The 20,738-nt window shown below is 62.8% G+C and carries 20 protein-coding genes, 1 tRNA gene and 1 pseudogene; 14 read left to right on the forward strand and 8 right to left on the reverse strand.

Annotation, left to right across the window (positions count from 1 at the left end; all coding sequences use genetic code 11):
• Nucleotides 1-105: 105 nt before the first annotated feature.
• Genes NYE40_RS09505 through NYE40_RS09515 form a run of 3 tightly spaced genes read right to left on the reverse strand, consistent with a single transcriptional unit; the run spans nucleotide 106 to nucleotide 3,440 of the window.
• Nucleotides 106-1,419, reverse strand: coding sequence for a 6-phospho-beta-glucosidase (locus NYE40_RS09505; protein ID WP_028599532.1), 1,314 nt, complete (start codon nucleotides 1,417-1,419; stop codon nucleotides 106-108).
• 18 nt (nucleotides 1,420-1,437) lie between these two features.
• Complete coding sequence (locus NYE40_RS09510; protein WP_028599533.1) at nucleotides 1,438-2,430, reverse strand: BadF/BadG/BcrA/BcrD ATPase family protein; 993 nt, start codon at nucleotides 2,428-2,430, stop codon at nucleotides 1,438-1,440.
• Entirely contained in the window at nucleotides 2,427-3,440 is a 1,014-nt protein-coding gene (locus tag NYE40_RS09515) for a LacI family DNA-binding transcriptional regulator (RefSeq protein ID WP_028599534.1), read from the reverse strand. Before NYE40_RS09515 ends, NYE40_RS09510 begins: the two co-directional genes overlap by 4 nt.
• A gap of 351 nt (nucleotides 3,441-3,791) precedes the next feature.
• Here NYE40_RS09515 and NYE40_RS09520 point away from each other — a divergent pair, with 351 nt between their 5' ends.
• The 3 genes from NYE40_RS09520 to NYE40_RS09530 are packed head-to-tail and all read left to right on the forward strand — an operon-like array spanning nucleotide 3,792 to nucleotide 5,670.
• Nucleotides 3,792-4,565 (forward strand): GNAT family N-acetyltransferase, encoded by a 774-nt coding sequence (locus NYE40_RS09520; RefSeq protein WP_127464340.1) that lies wholly within the window; start codon nucleotides 3,792-3,794, stop codon nucleotides 4,563-4,565.
• Between the two features lie 23 nt (nucleotides 4,566-4,588).
• A complete protein-coding gene (locus NYE40_RS09525; protein WP_028599537.1) occupies nucleotides 4,589-4,906 on the forward strand; it encodes an antibiotic biosynthesis monooxygenase in 318 nt (105 codons plus the stop codon).
• Nucleotides 4,903-5,670: a DUF3891 family protein gene (locus tag NYE40_RS09530; RefSeq protein ID WP_028599538.1), complete on the forward strand. Its 768-nt coding sequence runs from the start codon at nucleotides 4,903-4,905 to the stop codon at nucleotides 5,668-5,670. Before NYE40_RS09525 ends, NYE40_RS09530 begins: the two co-directional genes overlap by 4 nt.
• A gap of 10 nt (nucleotides 5,671-5,680) precedes the next feature.
• Here the strand turns inward: NYE40_RS09530 and NYE40_RS09535 are convergent, their stop codons facing one another.
• On the reverse strand, nucleotides 5,681-6,760 hold the full coding sequence (locus NYE40_RS09535) for an AI-2E family transporter (protein WP_043111527.1): 1,080 nt from the start codon (nucleotides 6,758-6,760) through the stop codon (nucleotides 5,681-5,683).
• A gap of 209 nt (nucleotides 6,761-6,969) precedes the next feature.
• Between NYE40_RS09535 and NYE40_RS09540 the strand changes: the two genes are divergently transcribed.
• The 4 genes from NYE40_RS09540 to NYE40_RS09555 all read left to right on the forward strand — a co-directional run bounded on the left by NYE40_RS09540 (nucleotide 6,970) and on the right by NYE40_RS09555 (nucleotide 9,728).
• The gene (locus NYE40_RS09540; protein WP_028599540.1) at nucleotides 6,970-7,641 is read left to right on the forward strand and encodes a PspA/IM30 family protein; all 672 of its coding nucleotides are present in this window, start codon (nucleotides 6,970-6,972) and stop codon (nucleotides 7,639-7,641) included.
• A gap of 12 nt (nucleotides 7,642-7,653) precedes the next feature.
• Entirely contained in the window at nucleotides 7,654-8,160 is a 507-nt protein-coding gene (locus NYE40_RS09545) for a DUF4178 domain-containing protein (protein WP_028599541.1), read from the forward strand.
• A gap of 106 nt (nucleotides 8,161-8,266) precedes the next feature.
• The gene (locus NYE40_RS09550; RefSeq protein ID WP_028599542.1) at nucleotides 8,267-8,992 is read left to right on the forward strand and encodes a metallophosphoesterase family protein; all 726 of its coding nucleotides are present in this window, start codon (nucleotides 8,267-8,269) and stop codon (nucleotides 8,990-8,992) included.
• Nucleotides 8,993-9,017: 25 nt separating this feature from the next.
• The gene (locus NYE40_RS09555) at nucleotides 9,018-9,728 is read left to right on the forward strand and encodes an HAD family hydrolase (RefSeq protein ID WP_052333387.1); all 711 of its coding nucleotides are present in this window, start codon (nucleotides 9,018-9,020) and stop codon (nucleotides 9,726-9,728) included.
• A gap of 213 nt (nucleotides 9,729-9,941) precedes the next feature.
• Here the strand turns inward: NYE40_RS09555 and NYE40_RS09560 are convergent, their stop codons facing one another.
• The gene (locus NYE40_RS09560; protein ID WP_028599543.1) at nucleotides 9,942-11,111 is read right to left on the reverse strand and encodes a GGDEF domain-containing protein; all 1,170 of its coding nucleotides are present in this window, start codon (nucleotides 11,109-11,111) and stop codon (nucleotides 9,942-9,944) included.
• A gap of 176 nt (nucleotides 11,112-11,287) precedes the next feature.
• Here NYE40_RS09560 and NYE40_RS09565 point away from each other — a divergent pair, with 176 nt between their 5' ends.
• The gene (locus tag NYE40_RS09565; protein ID WP_101808940.1) at nucleotides 11,288-12,427 is read left to right on the forward strand and encodes a glycosyltransferase family 4 protein; all 1,140 of its coding nucleotides are present in this window, start codon (nucleotides 11,288-11,290) and stop codon (nucleotides 12,425-12,427) included.
• Here NYE40_RS09565 and NYE40_RS09570 read toward each other — a convergent pair.
• A complete protein-coding gene (locus NYE40_RS09570) occupies nucleotides 12,424-13,476 on the reverse strand; it encodes a hypothetical protein (protein ID WP_101808941.1) in 1,053 nt (350 codons plus the stop codon). The genes NYE40_RS09565 and NYE40_RS09570 overlap by 4 nt on opposite strands.
• A 150-nt stretch (nucleotides 13,477-13,626) precedes the next feature.
• Here NYE40_RS09570 and NYE40_RS09575 point away from each other — a divergent pair, with 150 nt between their 5' ends.
• The 5 genes from NYE40_RS09575 to NYE40_RS09595 all read left to right on the forward strand — a co-directional run bounded on the left by NYE40_RS09575 (nucleotide 13,627) and on the right by NYE40_RS09595 (nucleotide 15,460).
• Nucleotides 13,627-14,199, forward strand: coding sequence for a xanthine phosphoribosyltransferase (locus NYE40_RS09575; RefSeq protein ID WP_028599546.1), 573 nt, complete (start codon nucleotides 13,627-13,629; stop codon nucleotides 14,197-14,199).
• Between the two features lie 83 nt (nucleotides 14,200-14,282).
• Nucleotides 14,283-14,612: a hypothetical protein gene (locus NYE40_RS09580; RefSeq protein WP_028599547.1), complete on the forward strand. Its 330-nt coding sequence runs from the start codon at nucleotides 14,283-14,285 to the stop codon at nucleotides 14,610-14,612.
• Between the two features lie 75 nt (nucleotides 14,613-14,687).
• Nucleotides 14,688-14,906 (forward strand): hypothetical protein, encoded by a 219-nt coding sequence (locus NYE40_RS09585; RefSeq protein ID WP_101808942.1) that lies wholly within the window; start codon nucleotides 14,688-14,690, stop codon nucleotides 14,904-14,906.
• Between the two features lie 23 nt (nucleotides 14,907-14,929).
• Nucleotides 14,930-15,304 (forward strand): zf-TFIIB domain-containing protein, encoded by a 375-nt coding sequence (locus tag NYE40_RS09590; RefSeq protein ID WP_146000530.1) that lies wholly within the window; start codon nucleotides 14,930-14,932, stop codon nucleotides 15,302-15,304.
• Between the two features lie 69 nt (nucleotides 15,305-15,373).
• A tRNA-Leu gene (locus NYE40_RS09595) sits at nucleotides 15,374-15,460 on the forward strand.
• Nucleotides 15,461-15,588: 128 nt separating this feature from the next.
• Here NYE40_RS09595 and NYE40_RS09600 read toward each other — a convergent pair.
• Both NYE40_RS09600 and NYE40_RS09605 read right to left on the reverse strand, forming a co-directional pair.
• Nucleotides 15,589-16,191, reverse strand: a complete 603-nt coding sequence (locus NYE40_RS09600) for an S-layer homology domain-containing protein (protein ID WP_339280039.1) — start codon at nucleotides 16,189-16,191, stop codon at nucleotides 15,589-15,591.
• Nucleotides 16,192-16,395: 204 nt separating this feature from the next.
• A pseudogene (locus NYE40_RS09605) lies at nucleotides 16,396-18,198 on the reverse strand (phosphatase PAP2 family protein); the annotation flags it as partial.
• Nucleotides 18,199-18,410: 212 nt separating this feature from the next.
• Between NYE40_RS09605 and NYE40_RS09610 the strand changes: the two are divergent.
• Entirely contained in the window at nucleotides 18,411-20,714 is a 2,304-nt protein-coding gene (locus NYE40_RS09610; protein WP_101808945.1) for a helix-turn-helix domain-containing protein, read from the forward strand.
• Nucleotides 20,715-20,738 lie beyond the last annotated feature (24 nt).

The following is a 20,738-nucleotide window of genomic DNA, read 5'->3' on the forward strand; positions in this document are numbered from 1 at the left end:
GAGCGGCTTTGCGGCGAAGCGGCGGCAAAGAAGCAAGGGGGAAGCGCAGCGGCAAGCATGGCGAGCATGGCTGCAGGCCGATGAAGGAGCCGCCGCGCTTTTTTTTCATTCCTGCGTGAAAAACTTCGGCAAATACGCCCGGTTCGCCTCCAGCATCTCGCCCAGCAGCGCCTGGGCGACGCGGACCGACGGCACGAGCGGATGATGCGCCAGCGCCTGCAGCGCGATGCTGCGGTCGCCGCTGACGGCGGCTTCGATCGCGAGCGACTCGTACGTCTTGACGGCCTGGATGAGGCCGACGCACGGGGCCGGCACGGCCGTCAGCTGCAGCGGGATCGGGCCGCCGCTCGTGACGACGCAGTTGACCTCGATGCAGGCGTCGTCCGGGAGGAAAGGCAGGATGCCGTTGTTCGGCACGTTCAGCGTCTGCACGTCTCCGGTGCCGCCATAGAGCGAGCGCATCAGGTTGACTGCCGCCTCGGAATAGTAGGCGCCGCCGCGCTGCTCCAGCTGCTTCGGCTTCTCCTTCAGCTCCGGATCCTGGTACAGCTCGAACAGCTCCTTCTCGACGCGCTTGACGACCTCGGCGCGGTTGCCGTCCTTCTCGAACGCGGCTTTCTGCTCGGCGAGCATCGTGTCGGTCATGTAGAAGTATTTGAGATAGTAGGAGGGCAGCGCGTTCAGGCCGGAGATGAACGCCGGATCCCAGTCGGAGCCGGAGACGTTTTTGGCGGAGAAGCTGTCCTCGCCCCGCACGAGCTCCGGCAGCCGGTCGACGCCGTCGACGGTGACGCGGCTGACCCAGTGCAGATGGTTCAGGCCGACGAACTCGGCGTAGACGCGGTCCGTCGTCGTGCCGTACTTGCCGGCGAGCCATTTGAGCAGGCCGATCGGCGCGTTGCAGAGGCCGATGCTTTTGACCTTGGAGTGCTTGCGGATCGCCTCGGTGACCATGCCGGCCGGGTTGGTGAAGTTGAGCAGCCATGCTTCCGGAGCGAGCTCCTCGATGTCGCGGCAGATGTCGAGCAGCACCGGAATCGTGCGCAGCGCCTTCATCATGCCGCCGGGGCCGGTCGTCTCCTGGCCGATCACGCCGTGCTTGAGCGGAATCGCCTCGTCCAGGCCGCGCGCTTCCAGCATGCCGACGCGCATCTGCGTGCTGACGAAGTCGGCTCCGGCGATCGCCGCTCGGCGGTCCGTCGTCAGATGCACTTCGATCGGCAGCCCGGAGCGGTCGACCATTCGTTTGGCGAGCTCGCCGACGATGTTCAGCTTCCATAGGCCGGGCTCGATGTCGACGAGCCACAGCTCGCGCACGGGCAGCGAGTCATAATAGCGGATGAAGCCTTCGACGAGCTCGGGGGTGTAGGACGATCCGCCGCCGATGACGGCGATCTTGAGGCCTTTTGTTTCGGTCATGGTCGATTCCTCTTTTCGTTAAAGTGGGGCGATCGGGATGTCGTCGAACTCGCGGTGCTGGCGCATCGATCGGTACATCTCCGGCGTGATGTCGATGCGGTCCGCCTCCAGCGCGCCCCAGAGGGCGCCGACGACCGGCTCGACATCGAGCTTGACGAGCGACGCTCCCGGAGCCGTCTGCCGCAGCATCGCGGCGATCGGGCCGCTGATCCAGCCGTGGTCGCCGCGAGTCAGCAGGCTGCCGGCAAGCACGACGTCGAACGGAAGCTTGCGCATGCCGAGCCGCTCGATGACCGCCTTGACGGACAGTGCGAGCTCCTCGCCCTGATGCGTCAGGATGCGGAGCGCCGCTTCGTCGCCCTCGGAGGCGGCGCGGAACAGCAGCCGCACGACGTCGGTCGGCACGCCGAGCGAGCGGTCGAGATAGTCGTGGAACATCGCTTCGACCGTCGGATAGCCGAGCATCTCCAGCAGCATCGGCGTCAGCTTCGTCGGGCCTTCGCGGCCGTCCCAGGAGCGGATGACGGTGCGGAAAACCTCGACGTTCAGCCCGCCGCCGCCGCCGAAGTCCCCGTACATGTAGCTGAAGCCGCCGCATTGGTACATGTCGCCGCTCGGACTCACGCCGGCGCAGTTGACACCGGTGCCGCAGATGACAGAGACTCCGTACGGCCTGGCCGTGCCGGCCCGGAGGCCGATGATCGTGTCGCAGACGACCGTATAGCGCTCCGCGAAGCCGATGCTGCCGAGCAGCGGATGCAAAATGTCGAGGTCGGCCTGGCGGTCGGCTCCGGCGAGTCCGAAGTACGCGTGGGCGAGCGCGGAGCGCTCGACGCCTGCTTGCCGCAGCGCCTCGGAGACGGCGGCGTCGAGATTGCGCCGGGCGGAGTCGCGGCCGTTCTGATGGTTGCCGCCTGCGGCCATGCCTTTGCCGAGGATGCGTCCATCGGCATCGGAGACGAGAGCATGCGTCTTCGTGCCGCCGGCATCGACGCCGAGATAGAAGCTCATACGGAATTCTCCTTCCAAGCGGATAATGGCGGAGCGGTGCTCTCGCGCACGACGAGCTCCGGTCTCAGCACGACAGGAGGCGGCGCCTCGCGCCCCTCCATCTGGGCGAGCAGGCCGTCGACCGCGGAGCGCGCGATCTCCAGCACCGGCTGCGCCACGGTCGTCAGCTTCGGATGCAGCAGCGTCGCGAGGTTCTGGTCGTCGTAGCCGACGAGCGACAGGTCGCGGGGGATGGCCAGGCCTGCCTCCTGCAGCGCGTTGAGCACGCCGACGGCGATATAATCGTCGCCGCAGAACAGCGCCTCCGGCAGGCGGCCCTCCGCCAGCCAGCGCTTCGCCGCCTCATAGCCCGTGTCCATGGAATATGTCCCTTCCTCGATGAACACCGGCTCCAGGCCGTGCTCGGCCAGCGCCTTGAGGAAGCCGTTCTGCCGGTCGATCGTGCTCTTGTAGTTGCTGGGGCCGCTCAGATGGGCGATCGACGAATGGCCGAGCTCGACCAGATGCTTGCCGGCCGCGTAGCCGCCGGAGTAATGGCCGACCTGCACGGCCGACAAGTCGTAGGCGGGGTTCTGGTTGTCGATGATCGAGTACGGAATGCCCTTGCGCTCGAGATCGGGAATCAGCTCGTCCTCCCAGGTCGGCGACAGGATGATCATGCCGTCGACCCGGTCCCTTTCCATCAGGAAGCTGCTTCCGGGCTCCCGGCAGCTCGGCGATACGGACAGCGCGAGAAAATAGCCGTGTCCGGCGAGCTCGTCATGCACGCTCTTGACGATCGCGTCGAACACCGAGTCCTGAAGCGTCGACAGCAGCAGGCCGACGACGCCGGTCTTGCCCTTGGCGAGCGACTGCGCGGCCGAGTTCGGCCGGTACCCGAGCTCCTTCATCGCCTGCTGCACCTTGAGGCGGTTCTTCTCCCGCACGTTGCCGGAGCCGTTGAGCACGCGCGAGACGGTGACGACGGACAGGCCGGAGCGCTTGGCGACGTCGAAGATGCTTGGTTTCATGAAGCGCCTCCCTTCGTGAAGTTAAACCGCTTAAACTTTTGATGAAAAAAAAGAGAGCTTGCTCTTTTCGGATGTCGAGAAGGCTGGCAAAAGGAAGCGGCGTCAGCCTGCTTCAAAATTAAAGCCCTTTAACTTTCTCTCGATTATCTTAACGGATCAAGGCCGGTTTGGCAACGATGGCCCGAGAGTTTTCATCCAGCAAGCGGGAGATCGCGGTGCCGATCACGAATATTCAGCATGGAGCCGGAAGAAGAGCCGGATGAACGAGGAAACGGAGGCGGCCTATTGAACGCAAACGACATTTTGCTTGCCATGCACGCTTCGGCTGCCGAACTTGCGGAAGCGGAGTCCATGAAAGACCGGATGCAAGCGGTGCGGGAACGAGCGGGAAATCCGGAAGGCGTGGAGATCGTGGAGCAGGACGGCATGCTGCGCCTGTTCAGCCGCTCGATGCCGTGGCCGCAGTTCAATACGGTCAAAGGCGTTCACGAGGGCGTGCTGGAAAGGTTGGACGATTTGGAGCGCTATTATCGGGAGCGGGAGCGGCCTGTCAGGCTGGAGCTTAGTCCCCAGCGGATCACCTCTGCCTTGCTGCAGGAGCTCGGCCGCCGAGGCTATAGGACAGCGGCGCTCCATGCAGGCCTGTACCGGCTGTTCGCTCCGAAAGAAGCCGGCATCGAAGTCGAGCCGTCGTCGGGGAGCGGGCTGACGATACGGCAGGCGGGGCTTGCCGATGCTGAGGCCTATGCCCGCATCCACTGCCTGTCGACGGGGCTCGGAGAATCCGGCATACCGTCGGTGCGGGCGAACAACGAAGTGCTGATGGAGCGTCCCGGGTGGAGCTTCTGGATCGCGGAGCGGGATGGAGAGCCGGCCGCAGTCGGCGTCATGCGCATAAGCGGCGGAGCGGCGAACCTCAGCTTCGCAGCGACGCTGCCGGAGGAGCGCGGGCGAGGGCTGCAGCAGGCGCTGCTGCTTGCCCGCCTTGAAGCGGCCCGGGCAGCAGGATGCTTGATCGCCGTCAGCCAGTGCGAGCCCTATAGCATCAGCATGCGCAACATGCAGCGCTGCGGCATGAGGCTGGCGTTCATCCGCCCCCATCTCATGCTGCCGCATCATCCATAACGGATCGAAAAGAGGCGACGACCATGATTCTCGAGCATGCGCTGCTGTCCGTCATTCCCGGCAAGGAGGCCGACTTCGAGCGGGACTTCCGCACGGCTTCCGCCATCATCTCCTCCATGCGCGGCTATGTCCGCCATACGCTGTCCCGCTGCCTGGAGCAGCCTTCGCGCTACCTGCTGCTCGTCGAGTGGGAGACGCTGGAGGACCATACGCACGGCTTCCGCGAATCCGCCGACTATGGCCGCTGGAAGGCGCTGCTGCATCATTACTATGATCCGTTCCCTACGGTGGAGCACTACACGGAAGTGCCGCTGCCGGCAAAGGAGGCCGACCGACCATGATCATCCGGGACAGCGGAGACAGCTTCGTGCTGATCCGCCAGCACGACCATGCGGCCGTGTCCGCGCAGCTCGCGCAGGCGCTCGCGCCCGAGCTGCTGCCGGCGGACAAGCTTCGCGCCAGCGTCGTCTATGCGGCGGCGCATCATGACCGCGGCTGGATCGGGCTCGACGAGACGCCGATCTGGAACGATGCGGCCGGACGCCCCTACGCGTTCGAGGACTATCCGCTGCTGCCCAAGATCGCGTTCTACCGGCGCGGCATCGACGAGGTCGAAGCGGTCAGCCCCTATGCCGGCCTGCTGTGCAGCTTGTTTTATCATGCCTTTTTCGAGCATCTGGAAGGAGAGGCATGCGAAGAGTTCAAGCGGACCGAGGAGGTGCGCCAGCGCCGGCTCGCGATGAATCTGCGCGCCGATCCGGAGCGGACCCGCCTCGATCTGCTGCGGCTGCAGCTGCTCGACAGCCTGTCGCTGTATGTCTGCCTCAACGAGCCTGGCACAGCGGGGGAGCAGGAGCATCCCTGGTACAGGGAAGGCTTTTCCGCGGCCGACGGGCTGCTGCCGTCCGGCCGCCGGCTGCGGGCGTCCTGGACGGACAAGCAGCGCCTCCTCCTGTCGGAGAGGGCGCTGCAAGGCGAGACGAAGGTCGAGCTGAGGCTGAAGCGGGTACCGAAGGCGCACATCGCGGCGGACGGCCTCGACGAGGCTTATCGCGTCAGCCCGCTGGAGCGGGCGGAGCTGCTCTGGAGCGTTCCGCCGGCCTAGGCCGGACGGGTCAAGCGGTGCTGTCCGGCTGTGCTTTGCGCTCGAAATGCTCGGCGATCTGCAGGATGACGATTTTGAAGATCATGTAAACCGGGATCGAGATCATGATGCCGACGATGCCGCTCACCGCGCCGGCGATGAGGACGACGATGATCGTCGTCAGCGGATGGATGTCCATCGTCCTTCCGTAGACGAACGGCGAGATCAGGTTGCCCTCGAGCTGCTGGGCGACGAGGATGATCGCGAGCACCCAGATCGCCGTCGTGAACGAGTCCGTGAACGCGATGAGGATGCACGGGATCGAGCCGATGATCGACCCGATGTACGGGATCATGTTCATCGCGCCGACGAACAGCGCGAGCAGCAGCGAATAAGGCAGGTCGACGATCAGGAAGCCGATATAGGCGAACGCTCCGAGCGCGAGGCAGCAGACGACGCGGCCGATGACGAACTCGCTCAGCATCTTGTCGACGCTGCCGAAGATCTCGATCGCGTCGGCGCGGTACTTGGCGGGCGAGAAGCGGACGAAGGACGTATAGCCCTTGCGGTCTTCCTTGAGCATGTAGTAGAGCAGCACCGGCACCGTGCCGACGACGAGCGCGATCGTCGCGACGACGGAGACGGCGTTCTGCAGGTAGGTCGACAAATAGTTGATGCCTTGCTCGAGGTAGCCGGTCAGCTTGCTCGACAAGTCGATCTCGGCGAGGCTGAATCCGCCGAAGCTCTGCGTCTGCAAGTAGTTGATCTGCTCCTGCACCTCCTTGGCGAGGGCGGGCAGGTTCTCGACGAAGCCCTCGGCCTGGGACTGCAGCGTCGGCCAGACGAGCACGACGAGCATCGCCACGACGGCCGCCATGACGACGAACAGCACGAGCACGGCAAGCCATTTCGGCATGCGCCACTTGTGCAGCTGCGTGACGAGCGGGCGGAAAAGGTAATAGAAGAAAAACGAGACGACGAACGGAAGCAGCAGCATGTTGAACGCGAGCAGCACCGGGCGGTAAAGGAACTCGAGCCGGGAGAGCAGGTAGAGGATGACGAGGACGAGAATGATGCTGATGCAGGCTTGATAGAACTTTCCGATTTTCAAGCGGGACGACCTCCGTTCGGGCGACTGGATTCCTTTACTCCTTGTATACCCTTGCCCCGGAAGCATTAACCTTGGACCGTCCGGCCCGGCTGCCGTCCGGATTCGGAAACCTTCCGGCGGCTGCCGTCGTATAAGGGGAAAGCAAGAAACTAATTGACTGGCAAACTTTTCAGTACCGATTAATCGACCTTCCAAGGAGGAATTTATCCATGTCTCTGTTCAAACGCCTGCGCGATCTGACTCTATCCAACGTTTATGCCCTGATCGACAAAGCCGAGGATCCGGTCAAGATGACCGATCAATATATCCGCGACATGGCGAGCGATCTGGAAGAAGCCGAAAAGGCGGTCGCGGCCCAGATCGCCCTGGAGAAGAAGTTCAAGAAGCTGCTCGAGGAGCAGGAGGAGCTTCTTCAACGCCGCCTGCAGCAGGCCCATGCCGCCGCCGAGGCGGGCAATGTCGATCTGGCTCGCCGCGCGCTTGCGGAGAAGCAGAGCGCCGAAGCCAAGCGGGACGAATACCGCGCCGCGTTCGAGACGAACAAGGCTTCCGCGGATCTGCTCCGCGACAAGCTCGCGCAGATGCAAAAGCAGCTCGGCGAGCTTAAGAGCAAGCGCGAGTCGCTCGTCGCCCGGGCCCAGGCAGCCAAAGCGCAGGTCGAGATCAACCGTTCGATGAGCGGCTTCGGCTCCGATACGGCGATGGCCGGACTGAAGCGGATGGAAGACAAGGTGCTCGGCCTCGAATCGCAAGCGGAGGCGAGCAACGTCCTGAACGACCGGGCGAAGTCGCTCGACGAGGAGTTCGAGGCGCTCGGCCGCGACAAAAAAGTCGAGGATGAGCTGGCTGCCCTGCTGAACCAATACAAAAAACCGGAATAAGGCGGCGAAGGCATGAGCTTGTTCAAACGAGTGGCGAACCTCATGCGGCGTCCGGAGCCGGCGCCGGCCGAGAAAAGCATGCTGACGCTCGGCCCGGGCGACATCTGCGAGATCTCGCTGGAGACGTATGAGGTGATCGGCCAGACGAAGAATTTCCGGCGCAAGGAAACGTTCCTGACGCTGCAGGACGGCACCCGGCTCCGCTATCTCCATATCGAGGACCGCGAGCAGACCGAGTACAGCCTGTACGAGCCGATCGACGGACGGCTGGACTCGATCGAGGAGGTGCCGTCGACGATGGCGCTGGACGGCCGGGACTACTATTTGGAAGAGCAGCATTCTTCTCCGGTGACGTCGTCCGGCAGGGCCCCCCATCATCCGGCGGGCGAGCTGCATGTGTGGCAATACCAGTCCGACGACCGCAGGCTGCTGCGCATCGAATGGCAGGAGGGGCGGTTCATGCTCTACGAGGGAGAACGGATCCCGGCGGCGGATGTCCAGACGGTGCGCGGCCGCTGAACGATCCCGCGGCAAACGCGCTTGCGCAAATAATCGGCCGGGAGGAATCATTCCTCCCGGCCTGCCGTACATAAGCTACTATGAACCGCTTTCAAGGAGGGACTGCATGGAGCGGATCGCGATCCTATCTGATGTACACGGCAATATGCCGGCGCTGGAGGCGGTGCTCGCGGACATCCGGGCCAGAGGCATCTCGCGGATCGTCTGCCTGGGCGATCTGGCGGGAAAGGGACCGGAGCCGGCGGAGGCCGTCGATGAGGTGCGAAGCAGCTGCGAGACGGTCATCCGCGGCAACTGGGATGAATTCCTCGGCTTGCCGACGGACGACGAGACGCTCCGTTGGCATCAGGAGCGTCTCGGGCCGGAGCGGCTCCGCTATTTGCGGGAGCTGCCGTTCTGCGCGGAGCTTCGCCTCGGCGGGCGGCTCATCCGCCTCGTCCATGCTTCTCCGCAGAGCGTGTATCGCCGCGTCCAGCCTTGGGACTCCCCGGAGGACAGGGCGTCCATGTTCGATCCGCCGGACGGCTGCAGCGGCCGCCCCGATGCGCTGGGCTATGGAGACATCCACCAAGCCTATGCCCAATATGTGGACGGCAGGCTGCTGTTCAACTGCGGCAGCGTCGGCAACCCGCTCGATCTGCCGCAAGCCTCCTACGCGATCGTGGAAGGGGAGCCGGATGCGGCGGCCATGGCGCCTTTCGCGCTGCAGCTGATCCGGGTGCCCTACGATATCGGCGAGGCGGTCGCCCGCGCCGAGCGGCTCGCCATGCCGCAGCTGGAGCCGTATTGTCGGGAGCTCGTGACGGGACGCTATCGGGGCTTGCAAGCGTGAGCGATCGGCAAAAAGGAGGAGAGCGATGATACGAGCGATCCTGTTCGACCTGGACAATACGCTGCTCGACCGTACGGCAGGCTTCCACGAGTTCGCCTGCCGCTTCGCCGAGCGGTATGCCGCCGTGCCGGAGAGCGGGCGCGCAGGCTGGACGCGGCGGCTGATCGAGCTGGACGAGGACGGCTACAAGCCGAAGCACGACCTGTTTCGGGAGCTGCCGGAGCTTCTTCCTTGCACATGCTCCGACCCTGCGGAGCTCATGGCCTTTTATGAGCGGGAATACGTCGCCGCCGCGCGGGCGATGAGCGGCGCGGCGCAGCTGCTCGCGTCGCTGCGTCCGTATTATCGCCTCGGCATCGTCTCGAACGGCAAGGACGCGATTCAGCGCGGCAAGCTGGAGCGGACCGGGCTCGCGCGCTGGTTCGAATCGATCCTCGTCTCCGAGTCGGCCGGCTGCCGCAAGCCGCAGCGCGAGATCTTCGCCATGGGGCTGCGCGAGCTTGGCGTACAGCCCGAGCAGGCCCTTTTTGTCGGCGACCATCCCGTCAACGACATCCAGGGCGCCTACTTCAGCGGCATGAAGACCGTCTGGCTGCGGAGCAGCCAGGCCTGGCCGGACGAGGCGGCGGCGCTGCCGGACGCGGTCATCTCCGAGCTCGCGCAGCTGCCGGCGGCGATCCGGCTCGTGTCGGGGCAGACGGCCGCAGCCGACTGGCGGCTCAGCAGCGGCGCCTGACCCCGGCAGCCGGGGCGGCCGCAGCTGCCCCGCGCCATGCGCCTGGAGCCGGTCGCGCCAAGAAAGGGCAGTCAAGAAAAGGCATCCGCCGTCCTAGGGCGTGTTGCATCCTTCGAAGGAAGCCGAATATTGCCGAATTTTTGATCCCTGCGTGACGAAGCAGGGGGCAAAAAGGCGGTGATAGACGCAACTGAGCGGGGGTGCAAACACGCCCTAAACGGGGGATGCTTTTTTGCCCCTCGCGGCGCGAGCGGGCTCGTTCACGACGGTGACGCGGTTTTTGCCGGTCGTCTTGGAGCGGTACATCGCTTCGTCGGCCTCGCGCACGATCTGGTCGACGCTGATGCCGGGCCGGGAGTAGCTGACGCCTATGCTGACGGTGACGATCGTCTCTTGCTCGATCCGCCGGCGCAGCGTCTCGGCGAGCTCGGCGGCCTTCTCCCTGGAGCCGACGACCAGCAGCAGCTCCTCGCCGCCGTAGCGTCCGGCCGAGCCGATGCCCTGCACGAGCTCCCGCATCATCTCCGAGATCTGCTTGAGCACGCCGTCGGCCCGGTGATGGCCTTGCGTGTCGTTCAGCTTCTTGAAGTTGTCGATGTCGCAAAAGACGACGGCGATTCCTTTGCCGCGGCGGAGCAGCAGCTCCGCCTTTTGCTGGAAATGGCGGCGGTTGTACAGTCCGGTCAGCCCGTCGGTGATGGAGGAGCGGTAGGTCGTGAGCAGCCGCTCGAGCACCCATTCGAACAGCAGCAGGAACAGCAGCGTGAAGTAGACGACGGGCAGCATCCGCGAAAGCACGAGCAGCACCGGCATGCCGCCCTGGAAGACGTAGCGGTCGGTGACGAGCGCCAGGTCGGCCGTAAAGTAGACGATCAAGCTGGCGGAATACTTCGTGCGCAGCTCGACCCCCCGCGTATCGAGCAGGATGAGGAAATTGATGATGATGCCGTAGAAGTCGAGCAGCACGAGCGGCACCGCACGGCCGTCGGCAGCGTCGAGCAGGCCCGGATTCATGGCCAGCTCCGCTCCGGCGATCGCGAAGGCGAGGGCGGCCATGACGACGAACGGAGCTCCGCGCAGCTTCGCGCCGGGATGGCTATATAATTTCATGAAGACAAAGTTTATAATGATGAAAGAAAAGATTCCGAGCAGGCGCGTCGCCAGCTGGAGCAAGGGAAGGGCATCGCCCTGGTCCAGCCCGGCGAGCAGCATCCCCTGCCGGATCATGAGCAGCGGCAGGATGAGGATCAGCAGCCGGTAGACGTGATGGCGGCGATAGCTTCGATACAGCTTCACGCCCATGAAGATCATCAGCGCAAGCACGGTCAGCGTGCAGGCGGATGCGAATAGTTGAATCGAAGCAGCCTGAGGCCAATTGGTCATGGAACATGCACTCCGCCTTTGTCAGCATCGGTCCGGCTCCGCGTTTCGCAGCGGCGGCCGGGCAGCGGAAGCGATTCGCTTGCCGCCTTTTCACGGTATCGGCTGTTCCCCGTCCAACCATTAGAGGGAACGTCCGTTCCATTCTATCATGGCCAAGCTGGAAGGAGAGCGATCAGATGGAAATTTTGCAGGCTTTGTTCTTTCCTCCCGAGCAGCCCGGAGGCGTGTCCTCCATGGTCCCTTATATGCAGGATCGGTTCAACAAGGTCGGCTGGCCGACCGACCTGTTCTCCCTGCCGAAGCGGATCCGCGGCAAGGGAACCGAGGAAGTGCGGCTGCATACGTTCGATCCGGAGCCGTATCGGGACAATCCGATCGCGGCCAAGTATCTTCAGACGCTGAGCGACTACCTGTGGTGGACCAAAATGCGCATCAAGCGCAACTACGACCTGATCCACGCGCATCATCCCGTCGCCGCGCTCGTCATGAAGCAGGTCTTTCCCGACACGCCGCTCGTCGTCACGATCCACTCGAGCTACGAGCGCGAGCTCATCCTGAACGGCAAGATCGAGGAGGGCGGGCCGGAGCACCGGTTCCTCGCCTCCATCTATCGCGAGCTCGAGCATGCCGCCGACCGGCTGCTGACCGTATCGGATTCGTTCCGCCGGTACATGGCTCCGTACGTCGACGACGCGGAGGCGATCGGCGTCATCGCCAACGGCTTCGACGAGCGGCGCTTCAAGCCGATCAGCCATGAGAACGAGGTGACGCAGCTCATCACGGTATGCCGCCTCGTGCCCGCCAAAGGAATCGACATCCTGCTGCGGGCTTGCGCCGAGCTCAAGGACAAAGGCCATCCGTTCGTCCTCCACATCATCGGCGACGGCCCGATCCGCAAGGAGCTCGAGACGCTTGCGACCGAGCTCGGCTTGTACGACGACATCATTTTTTACGGCTACATGCTGCATCCGGAGGAATTCATGCCGTTCTTCGACGTGTTCGTGCTGCCATCGCGGGCGGAGGCGTTCGGCAGCGTTTTCGCCGAGGCGGCGCTCTGCTGGCTCGCGCTCGTCGGCACCGACGTCGGCGGCATCGGCGAGCAGATCGAGGAGGGCGTGAACGGGCTGCTCGTGCCGCCAGACGATGCGGCGGCGCTGGCCGCGGCGCTGGAGCGGCTCATCACGGACCAGACGTTCCGTTATCAGCTTGCCCGCGCCGCCTGGGACAAAGCCAAAAAAGCCTACTCGCTGACGAGGGTCATCTCGCAGCTGAAGCAGGTCTATCTGGAAGCGGCGCCTGGAGCGGCGGAGAGCTAATCGCTCTCCGGCCGCTTTCGCGTCTTCTTGAGCATCATGAGCGCCAGCCAGCCGAGGCTGAACAGGCCGAAGATCGGATAGAGCGTCTTGACGAGCGGGCCGAAGCCGATCTGGCTGAGCAGGTAGCAGAGGACGAGGATGATCAGCAGCAGCACGTTCGGTGAAACCGCCACGCGCTGCTGCAGCTGCAGGGCCAGGCCGTAGATGTCGGCGATGAGCGTCGTGAAGATCTCGGAGAAGATGAGCAGGATATAGACGAACTGGATGCCGTAGCCGAGCTGGCGCGCGATGCCGCCCATCGGGATCTCGTACTGCTGGACGCCCGGCATATGCGACGACAGCGCGATATGGCCGGCGAGCAGCATGAAGCCGATGCCGATGCCGCCGAACAGCGAGCCGAGCCGGATCGCCTTGCGGTCCGTGATCCCGGCGCCGAGCGGGACGAGCACCGCCTGAGCCATCGCGAGGTTGAACGCGGTGTACAGCAGCGGGGCGGTCCACACCCGCAGCGCCGAGTCGTCCGTCGTCAGCTGCAGCCAGCGGCCGCCGCTCGGCGAGGTGAACGTGTCGTACAGCACGATCGCCGTGAACAGCAACATGAACGGCACGACGATGCTGTTGATCGTCAGGATGGCGTTCATGCCGCGACGCAGCATGAGATAGCAGGCGATGAGCGTCACGACGAGTCCGATCTGGTAGGGCAGGTTCCAGTTCTCATAAAAGATCGTTCCCGCTCCCGCCAGCATGACGGCGTTCACGCCGAGCAGGACGACGAGCATGAAATAGCTGACGAGCTGGCCGACGGCCGGTCCGAACAGCGCCTTGTTGAGATCCTCGTAAGACTTGGCTCCGATCTCGCCGGCGAGCAGCATCATCTTGCCTCCGAGCCAGATGAACATGGCGGTCGCGAGCACGATCGTCAGCACGGCCCAGTGGCCGTAGCGGGTGAAGAATTGGAGGATCTCCTGGCCCGTGGCGAATCCGGCACCGACGACGGTGCCCATATACGTGAATCCGATCTGCAGCACGCGCAAGACGCGTCCCCGCATGGCTTCGCCTCCGTTCTCGCATGGATTGTCCTTACATCCTATGTGCGGCGGCGGACAGGCATGACAGGGAGCGGCTGGGCGAGGTTGCAGGAACGGCCGGGCTATGATAATTTAACGGAAAGAATTCCCCAAGGAAGGGACCAAGCCGATATGGAAATGCTGAAAAACCGAATCCTTCAGGACGCGTCGATCTTGTCTGCCGATGTAGTCAAGCTGGACGCCATCCTCAACCATCAGGTCGATCCGGCGCTGACGATGGAGATGGGGCGCGAGTTCGCTCGCCTGTTCCGGGAAGCGGGGGCGACCAAGGTCATCACCGTCGAATCGTCCGGCATCCCGGTCGCCTTCGCCACGGCGCTGGAGCTGAACGTGCCGCTGCTGTTCGCTCGGCGCAAGAAGACGCTGATCGCCGATCCCGATCATTACTCGGAGCGGGTGCCGTCGTTCACCAAGGGCATCGTGACCGATCTGATGGTGTCCAAGTCGCTGCTGTCTCCGGAGGACCGGCTGCTGTTCATCGACGACATCATCGCCAACGGCGACGCCGCGCGCGGTCTCGTGCGCATCATCGAGCGCTCGGGAGCCGAGCTCGTCGGATTCGGCGTCGTCATCGAGAAGTGCTTCCAGGCCGGCGCCAGCACGCTGCGCGAGCAAGGCATCCGCGTCGAGCCGCTCGTCCGCATCCGCTCGCTCGAGGGCGGATCGATCGTCTTCGAGGAATAGCCGTCAAAATCTTCCCTTTTCCCTGCCCGGCATATCGCCTATAATGGGTAAAGAAGATTTCTTACATGGGGAGGCACAAGGCGATGGAAAACGTAGATCCCGGTTTCTTTGAAGCCAAGCTGTCCGCTGCCAAAATTCATTTCGAGCGCGCGCTCGATTGCAAGCATACCGAATTCGACGATCTGTATCCGTACATGATCGAGCATCCGCAATTTTTCTGGTACAAACGGTACGTCGCCTGGTCCGAGCTGCTGACGATCGTCAAGCTGAGCGAGGAGCTCGGGCTGGAGTGGAAGGGCCAGTTCACCGACAAGCAGGCCGATTATATTTCCAAGCGGGTCATGAGCTCGCGCGTGCTGGACGAGTGGTACGAGACGAACGATACCAAGGAGCATGTCGGCAACGCAGAATAGAGCGGCTTCAGCCCCGGTGCTTCCGGGGCTTTTTGATGCGGCGGCGTTTCAGCAGCAGGAGAGGAGGGTAATAAGATGAATCTTGCCAGCGACGATCTGCTGAACGGATTCCGGCTGACCGGAGAGAAGGTCCGGGTCATCCGGGATGAAATGGAGCAGAACGACGTGCTCGGAATCGTCGTCGCCTGGGATGACGACAGCGTCATGATCCGCAAGGCGAACCGGCGGGTCGTCCAGCTCAGCCGGGGCTATACGTACGAATCCGCAGCAGCTCCGCGTTCCGCATCGTCCTGAACGACGAAGGAGGAGAGCGCGAGATGTTTTGTCCAAACGATCATATGGTGATGAACGGGTCCGAGGTCGATGGCGTGACGGTGTTCCGCTGCCCTGTATGCGGCAATGTCCGCCTCGCAGGCCCGGATGGCGAGCGGCTGTATGGCGGCGTGGAAGTCACGCCATACTATTCCGGTCCGGTCGAGGAGCGACATCTGAGCGAGACGCCTTATGGAGCCCATGAGCTGGCGTCCGAGGAAGCCGAAGGAGCGCGCGACGACGGCATTCCGCTTTACGGAGCGCCGGAGGAGGAAGCAGGCGGCTTCGCGCTTGCCGGCGGACCTTACGGTTATGTGCCTGCCGACGAAAAACGGCCGGAGACGCCGTCCCCGCCTTACGGAATGCCGCCCGCGCCATGAGCTTTTCAAGCCTTCGACATAAAGGTTGACAAGCATCCGGGCCGTGTGATATTTTATTAAAAGTGTCACGCGGTCATGGCGGAATTGGCAGACGCGCTAGATTCAGGTTCTAGTGTCAGCAATGACGTGGAGGTTCAAGTCCTCTTGACCGCACCACTCTTATCTACAACAGGCTTCTGTTCTGCGAATTCTCGCAGATCAGAGCTTTTTTTTATTTTCAGAACCAGAATGAAGAACCGGGGCTCGTGCAGCATGAGCCCCGGTTCTTTGCGTTTCCCTTGCGTTTACATGGCGTCGATCATAGCCTTGATCGTAAGGTCGCTCTCCAAGGCGCGAAGGAGGATCGTCAGCGCTTCGGCGCGGCTGCTGCTGTCGTCCGGCGCGAAGCGGGAGGAAGAGATCCCTTGGACGAGGCTGGCCGAGGACGCCAGACGGATTGCCTCCGCCGCCCAATGGTCGCCGCGTACGTCTGCAAAGCCGGCAGCGGAGCCTTTCGCCAGCGTATTGAGGTTCAAGATCTGCGAGATTATTTTCACCAGCTCGGCGCGGGTGAGCGGATCGTTCGGTCTGAAGCTGCCATCCGCGTATCCGGCGATGATTCCTTTGTCCGCCAAAGCGCCGATGGAGCCGGCAGCCCAGCTGGATGCGGCATCGGCATAGACGTTCGAAGCCGGGCTTGGCGCCAGCCCGAACGCGCGGGCGATCATGGCGGCGAATTCGGCCCGGGTGACAGGCGCATTCGGCCGGAACGTCCCGTCCGCGTAACCGCCCGCGATACGAAGTTTTGCCGCTTTGGCGATGGTGCCGCTTGCCCAGTGCTTGCCGACGTCGCGGAACGAGCGGCTCTCGTTGCCCGCAGCGGCAATCGCGTCGCGGACCGTTTGCACGACGGCTTCGCGGCTGACTACGTTCGAATGGAACGGATCGATGCCGGCGTCCGGCTCCTGGTTCGGTTCCGGAGCGCTGCTGCCGCCAGAATCCGTATCGTCCGTCCCGGCGGAAGGATCAGTTGTTCCCGTATCCGGCGCAGTCGTGCCAGGCGTGGTGCCAGGCGTGGTGCCAGGCGTGGTGCCAGGCGTCGTGCCATTGTCGATGGACAGCGCGATCCGGTCGGACTGGTAATCAAGCTGGGCCGTATAGCCGCTTGGCAATCCGTTGATCTCCACGGAGGAAAACTGCCCGATGCGCTTGTCCTTGCCATGGCGGATCAGAGTAAGAGAGCCTGCTTCCGGCACGTAGTCTTTCGCGAAGCTCACGACGAGCTTGCCGTCCGCGTCGATCGCGCCGTCGACATCGAGCATGTCGCCGAAGCTCGCTACGTTCAGCTCCAACGTGCCTTTGGAAGCTTGAGCGAAGTCGCCTCCGATCGCTACTCTTCCCGTTGCGCTCTCTGCGAGCGTGCCGCCGTTGTTCGCAACCGCGCCGCTGCCGAAGGCCGTCTCCGAGGCGCCTTCCAGCGTGCCGGCATTCAGTTCGGTGCCGCCGGAATAGGTGTTGCTACCGCTGAGCTTCAGGGTGCCCGTGCCTTCCTTCGTCAGCTTTCCGGGTCCGGAGATATTGTTCCTCCAGCTGTCGGAGGCATGGAATCCGCCCTGGCTTGCATTCATCTCGACCGTAACGTCGCCGCTAAAGGCGCCATAGCCGTCCGCCGCAGCGAACAGGTTGAGCCGTCCCCAGCCTTCCGGATCGTCCAGCAGCGGGTAGCCGGAGGAGAGGCCTGTCGTCGCGAGAACGGCACGGCGCTGGTCGCCGCTCAAGTAAGGCAGGCGGGTCTCCAGCAGAACCTCGGCGCCCTTCGGAACGACCATGGCCTCCGTAGTGGAAGCGATCGGCGTGAAGCCGTAGGTGAGCCGCTGGGTGAACTGCGCCTTATTTTTGGCGTAATCGCTGAAGCGGTCTTCAGCTGTGCCGTTCTCCTTCAGCAGGATAGCGTGAGCTTGATCGTACGCGGCCTGCTTCAGCGCAGCGTTGTCCGGATCGGCCAAGGCAGCGGCCGCCAGAGCTGTTGCCGTGACGCGCCCGCCCATGACGTCGAGCGGAGAGTGCATGCCGGCGACGATGCGATTGTTGCCCATCTCGGAAGCGCGGGTCAGCAGCTCCTGGAACCGCTCCGGCACGGCATAAGCGAGCGACAGCGCGGCGAGGTACGATGCGTTCGTGTGGCCGCTCGGGAAGCCGCCGTCCGTAGCCGGCGTTGAGCTGATCGCAGGAACAAGCGTCGGCACGATGATGGACGTGTCGTCCAGCCAGCGGTAGGGACGCATGTAAGCGAAGTTATTTTTGGCCGGGGTAGTCGAGGCGTAGTTGCCTCTCACCGTTCCGATGAGATCGACCATCTTGCCGAGCTCGGAATCGGAGTCGCCCCCCTTGTTCGCGCCGTTGCCGTCGTTGTACTTCACCGATGCAGCGTCTTCCGGAATGCTCGTGATCGTGGTGAACGTGTTCGTGTTCTGACGGTAGACGTCAGCCAGCGAGCCGAGGCCGTCGATGGCGCCGTAGGTTTGGTTGCGCCGGTCATCGTAATATGCCGCTGCTTCCTCTGCATCCGTGCGGCTGGCCGCGATGTCGGCAACATATTGAATGTTGGCGTCGAGAACGCCGGCGTTGAGCTTCGTGCCGTTGTTCCAGGACGTCCCCGGCGTCCACAGATCCAGAAACCTGGACAGCGTGCCCAGCACCGGGTTGGATTCCAATGTCATGTTGGCGGTCGTGTTGTTCTTGTAGCCGTCGACGAAGTATCCCCATGCCGGAGCGGGGGGCAGAGCAGCGGGCAGAGCTGCGGATGGATCGTCGGAAGCCGCGAGCGCGATCGTTCCGCCTGCGAAATTCGAAAGCAGCAGCGCGCCCATCATGGCCGATACGAGCCGGTTCTTTGGTTTTGCCTTTGTCTTCACAATGAGTCTACTCCTATCATGATTAATCTCGACCCTCGGGGGATCGGAACCGGACTCAATGTAGCACCGGGGCGCGGCGGGCGGCAATAGGACAATTTCCGCTTTCTGTCGCTTTGGGAGGAACCGGGCGTGATTTGACATTGCCTTAATAAAGATGCGGTATTTTGAATGAGAAAGCTGAGGCAGGATCGGCAGCGGAAGGAGGGGACGACTTGAGAAAATGGAACACGGTATTCGCTAACCTGATCCTATCGTACCTATTTATCGTCCTTGTCATCGTGCTTCTGCTTTGTTCGAGCTTCTATATGTACTTTACCGGCAAGTATAAGGAGGAGCTGCGCGACCGAAGCCGGATTGCGCTGGAGAATACGGCCCAGACGATCGAGAGCTCGGTGCTTCGACGGGCTCAGCAGATCTATCTGGACATCTCCCTCAATAAGACGGCAGACGTGAGGCTGCTCGCCGATCCCTCCTTTAAGGGCGATCATGCCGAGGTGCTCGATCTGCAGGAGCTGCTGCGTTCGGCAGTCATCCGAAACTCCGATTTCGTTCAGGCGGTGCATCTCTATTATCCCAAGCCGAACATCATGCTCTCCTCTGCCTACGGACTGAAATTCTACGCCGACCGGGAGCGGGAAACGCCTTTTTTGACGGATTGGATCGAAGGAATGCGGAGCAGCAAGGAGAGCAGCCTGTGGACGCAAGCCCGCCTGGTTCCCGAGGACATCTATTCCAATCTGAAGGGCGGAAAGAGCCAGGCGCTCATCACCTACGCTCACGGATACCCGTTCCGGTCGTCGGGAGCGGACAGCGAGGTGATCGTCGCGGTGGACGTAAAGGAGAGCGCGATCAGCGGAATCATCCGCAATAGGATGCCTTCCCGGTACGAAGGCACTTTTATCGTGGACAGCTCGGGCAATGCAATATCCGGCTCCGACAAGGGCAAGCTGGGCCAGAGGGCGGAGGCAGGAGCGGGCGCGCTGGAGCCGGGAGCGGGCGACGCAGGGGGGACGGTAGAATGGTCCTCCCAAGTGGCGACCTACCTGACGCTTCCATCGACCGGATGGAAGCTGTACAGCATCATGCCTTCGAGCGCGTTCTACCAGAAGTCGATTTTTATTCAGAAGCTTATTTTAGGCCTTTGCTTGTTCGCGCTCCTGATCGGCATCGTCATGTCCGGAGTGCTGGCGCGGGCGAATACGGGTCCGATCAAACGTCTGACGGCCAAGATCAAGGGCCTGCTGGACCCCGCCTCCGCAAGCGTCGCCAACGAGTACCGGCTGATCGATACGGCCTTCGTCAAGCTGAACGCCAAAGTCGCCAGCCTCGAGGAAACGCTGGAAGCGAACAGCTCGGTCATCCGGCACAATGTCATCCTTGGCCTGCTGCGCAACAGCTACAGTCAGGAGGAATTGGCCGAGGACCTCGATTTTCTTGGCCTGGACCGCGAGTATGGCCGCTACTGCTGCCTGCTTCTCGATTCGAGAGGAGCGTTTGCCGGGCTGAATTCCCGCAGCCTTCAGTACGCGGCCTATCGAATGATCGGCCAATTGGAGGCGGCCGCGCTGCCGGATGGCTTCATTCGGGCCGAGGCGCTCCCCGATAAGAGGGTGGTCGTCCTCATGGGCGCCGATCGGGAGAGCGGCGAGCTGCGGGAGCGGATTTCCCGGTTCGTCGTGGCCGAAGGCAGGGAGCGATTCCAGCTCGACTTCCAAATCTCCTGGGGCTGTTGGGTGGAGGAGCTGATCGACGTTCACCGGAGCTTCGACGAAGCCCGGATTCGGATGAAATACGCCTACTTCTTTCCGGAGACGTCCATTTTGAACGATCCGGAGCTGCTGGACCGAGAGCAAAGCACGGAAGAAATTCCGCAGGCTATCCTGGCGACATTCAGGGACAAGCTGCATGCCCGCCAGGCGGACGGCCTTGCCGACGCCGTCGAGCAATTGGCGACGGTCATGCGGGAAGGGGCCTATGCGGCGGATTATTGCCGCTATATTCTGGCGAATACCGTGTTCGTCTATTCCGACTACATGAAGAGCGTCCGCTACAAGCATCCCGATCCCGGCAATCCGGATCTCTACGGCGAGTTTGCCGGGCTGCCCCATATTCTGGCTTATCAGGACTGGTTGACGAATTCGGCGGCCGAGTTCATCGCGCACATGGAAAGTCGGAACAGCGAGAGGGCGGTCTCCAGCGTGGAGGCTGTCAAGCGGTACATCCAGGATCACTTATCGGAGGACTTGTCCTTGGACGCGGTAGCCGGACAAGTTTTCTTGAGTCCCAAATACCTCAGCAAACTGTTCAAGGAGGAGGTTGGCGTAACCTATACCGAATACGTCACGGGCCAGCGGATGGAGAGGGCCAAAGCGCTGATCGAGGCCAACAAGCTGACGGTCGAGCAGATCGCGAGCACGGTCGGATACGGAACGGCGGCTTACTTCATCAAGAAATTCAAGGAAATTCACGGCTGCACGCCGGGAAATTACAGGCGCAGCATCGCAAGACATGCCTAGCGGCAACGGAGGGGAATCATGGCC

Source organism: Paenibacillus sp. FSL W8-1187 (assembly GCF_037965485.1).
In the GTDB taxonomy this organism is placed as follows: Bacteria; Bacillota; Bacilli; order Paenibacillales; family Paenibacillaceae; genus Paenibacillus_O; species Paenibacillus_O pasadenensis.

Excerpts from the sequence above, each read along its gene's own strand:
- NYE40_RS09555 (WP_052333387.1), top strand. The coding sequence starts at position 9,018 with ATGATACGAGCGATCCTGTTCGACCTGGACAATACGCTGCTCGACCGT.
- NYE40_RS09570 (WP_101808941.1), bottom strand. The coding sequence starts at position 13,476 with ATGCGGGGACGCGTCTTGCGCGTGCTGCAGATCGGATTCACGTATATG.
- NYE40_RS09545 (WP_028599541.1), top strand. The coding sequence starts at position 7,654 with ATGAGCTTGTTCAAACGAGTGGCGAACCTCATGCGGCGTCCGGAGCCG.
- NYE40_RS09505 (WP_028599532.1), bottom strand. The coding sequence starts at position 1,419 with ATGACCGAAACAAAAGGCCTCAAGATCGCCGTCATCGGCGGCGGATCG.
- NYE40_RS09540 (WP_028599540.1), top strand. The coding sequence starts at position 6,970 with ATGTCTCTGTTCAAACGCCTGCGCGATCTGACTCTATCCAACGTTTAT.
- NYE40_RS09590 (WP_146000530.1), top strand. The coding sequence starts at position 14,930 with ATGTTTTGTCCAAACGATCATATGGTGATGAACGGGTCCGAGGTCGAT.
- NYE40_RS09520 (WP_127464340.1), top strand. The coding sequence starts at position 3,792 with ATGAAAGACCGGATGCAAGCGGTGCGGGAACGAGCGGGAAATCCGGAA.
- NYE40_RS09530 (WP_028599538.1), top strand. The coding sequence starts at position 4,903 with ATGATCATCCGGGACAGCGGAGACAGCTTCGTGCTGATCCGCCAGCAC.
- NYE40_RS09515 (WP_028599534.1), bottom strand. The coding sequence starts at position 3,440 with ATGAAACCAAGCATCTTCGACGTCGCCAAGCGCTCCGGCCTGTCCGTC.
- NYE40_RS09510 (WP_028599533.1), bottom strand. The coding sequence starts at position 2,430 with ATGAGCTTCTATCTCGGCGTCGATGCCGGCGGCACGAAGACGCATGCT.
- NYE40_RS09580 (WP_028599547.1), top strand. The coding sequence starts at position 14,283 with ATGGAAAACGTAGATCCCGGTTTCTTTGAAGCCAAGCTGTCCGCTGCC.
- NYE40_RS09560 (WP_028599543.1), bottom strand. The coding sequence starts at position 11,111 with ATGACCAATTGGCCTCAGGCTGCTTCGATTCAACTATTCGCATCCGCC.
- NYE40_RS09525 (WP_028599537.1), top strand. The coding sequence starts at position 4,589 with ATGATTCTCGAGCATGCGCTGCTGTCCGTCATTCCCGGCAAGGAGGCC.
- NYE40_RS09565 (WP_101808940.1), top strand. The coding sequence starts at position 11,288 with ATGGAAATTTTGCAGGCTTTGTTCTTTCCTCCCGAGCAGCCCGGAGGC.
- NYE40_RS09550 (WP_028599542.1), top strand. The coding sequence starts at position 8,267 with ATGGAGCGGATCGCGATCCTATCTGATGTACACGGCAATATGCCGGCG.
- NYE40_RS09585 (WP_101808942.1), top strand. The coding sequence starts at position 14,688 with ATGAATCTTGCCAGCGACGATCTGCTGAACGGATTCCGGCTGACCGGA.
- NYE40_RS09575 (WP_028599546.1), top strand. The coding sequence starts at position 13,627 with ATGGAAATGCTGAAAAACCGAATCCTTCAGGACGCGTCGATCTTGTCT.